The sequence below is a fragment of the Massilimicrobiota sp. mt181 genome, from assembly GCF_055420065.1.
In genome coordinates, this window is the sequence record NZ_JBVAYN010000057.1 from 1 (window position 1) to 1,911 (window position 1,911).

1 protein-coding gene is annotated in these 1,911 nt (G+C 34.8%); it reads left to right on the top strand.

Annotation, left to right across the window (positions count from 1 at the left end; translation table 11 throughout):
* Nucleotides 1-119: 119 nt before the first annotated feature.
* The gene (locus ACZYT4_RS13985) at nucleotides 120-1,706 is read left to right on the top strand and encodes a transposase (protein WP_463786963.1); all 1,587 of its coding nucleotides are present in this window, start codon (nucleotides 120-122) and stop codon (nucleotides 1,704-1,706) included.
* Nucleotides 1,707-1,911 lie beyond the last annotated feature (205 nt).

The following is a 1,911-nucleotide window of genomic DNA, read 5'->3' on the forward strand; positions in this document are numbered from 1 at the left end:
AGGGGCTGTAACGAAATAAATATTCGTAAGGTCACCTAAAAAAGAAAACGACAGTGAATATCGTTAATGATACTCGTTGTCGTTTTTGGTATAATTAGATTATGGAATCTTCTAATTTTATGAAATCTAATTACACTGATAATTATAACGCAATTCAGTTATCTTTGCCACTAGATTTAGGTATAAAAATTGATCCTGATGATGAGGTTGTTTCTTTCTTAAAGGCGCTGGAAGGAGTGAATCTTAAAAAATATCTGAAAAGAGATGAACGTCGTGGTAGAAAGGGATATGATAACGTATTGCTTCTTAAGGCTGTTCTCCTTGCAAGAATGGTCAGTGACTGTGATGTAAGAAATCTGGAATCTTTATGTAAGCATGACATTAGATTCATGTATATCATGCAGGAAGAAACTCCTAGCCACATGACTTTTGAACGACTCATGAAGGATTATCTCATCAACGATATTGATTATATCTTTTTTGATATAGTCAATAATATCTGCCATCTCATGAATGTCGACAAATCCGTTCAATATATTGATGGTACCAAGATAGAAGCCAATGCAAACAGATATTCCTTTGTATATAAGGCAAGAATCATCAATGCAAGAATGAAACTGTTTTCTAAAATAACAGATTCAATCATTCAAATGAATATGGAAAGAGGATTTGACTTTCCGTATCATTATTTTTACTGTGCACAGGAGATTGGCTATATAGTACAGTATCTTATGGAAACGATGGTCAACGATGACATAAAGATTGTATATGGCAGAGGGAAAAGAAAGACAGGGATTCAAAGATGGTATGACCTGTTTCTTGAATATTATACAAAGTTAGATGAATATGAATTCTGGCTTTTTATCATAGGAAATGATAGAAACAGCTGCTCAAAGATAGATCATGATGCGACAATGTGTGCAACCAAGATAGATTATTATTGCAATACAGGATTAAGCAGACCCTGCTATAATGCACAGATTGCAGTCAGTGATGGTATCATAGTCAATGCAGACCTGTTTCAGCGACCAGGAGATGCCAAGACATTCATACTATTCATGGAAAGATACAAGGAATTCACAGGAGAGCTGCCACTCTATCCGGTGGCAGATGCAGCATATGGGAACTATGACAACTATATGTATTGCCTGTCAAATGGAATGAATCTCTACATGAAGTATGCAATGTATGCCAAAAAGAATGAAAAGGAATTCAAGAATAAAAAATTCAACTCATTGAACTGGGAAAAGGATAAAAAAGGAAACAGGATATGTCCAAATGGTCATGCATTCGATCAGAACATGGGAGATATCTATGATGAAAGTGGAGAATATCTGCGAATCAAACAAAAGATGACAAGTGAAGAGAGCTGTGAAGGATGTCCATTCATGGATGAATGCTGTAAAAACAAGAAGCAACAGAAAGTCCTGACAAGAGATGCAGTGCTGGATGAATTCTATGCAGTTGTAGATGAAAATCTGACAACGGAATTTGGAAAAGAATTAAAGAGACAGAGAAGCATACAGGTTGAAGGAGCATTTGGAGTCATCAAGCAGGACATGAAATTCACAAGATTCACGAGAAGAGGACTGAAAAATGCAAGAATGGAATTTCTCATTGTATGTCTGGGCTATAATTTAAGGAAATATCATAAATATCGCCTGAAAAGGGAGAAGGAAGAAAGAAAAAAATTGCTTCTCAATTAAAAAGATATGCACATGAAAAAAACAAATTTTGAGCGATATAGGGATATTGCGCCCAAAAATAGGGAAAACAGAAGAAAAATCAACAAAAATATTGCATCTTGAGATCAGAAGAAGAGAGAAGATGTTTTTTTATTGCCTAAAAACAAAAAAGAAAAGAGCTGAAACAAAATCAACTCTTTAAAAAGTTATTTCGTTACAGCCTCTT

Bases quoted from the DNA above. Each gene is read 5' to 3' on its own strand.
- ACZYT4_RS13985 (WP_463786963.1), top strand. From the start codon at position 120: ATGAAATCTAATTACACTGATAATTATAACGCAATTCAGTTATCTTTG.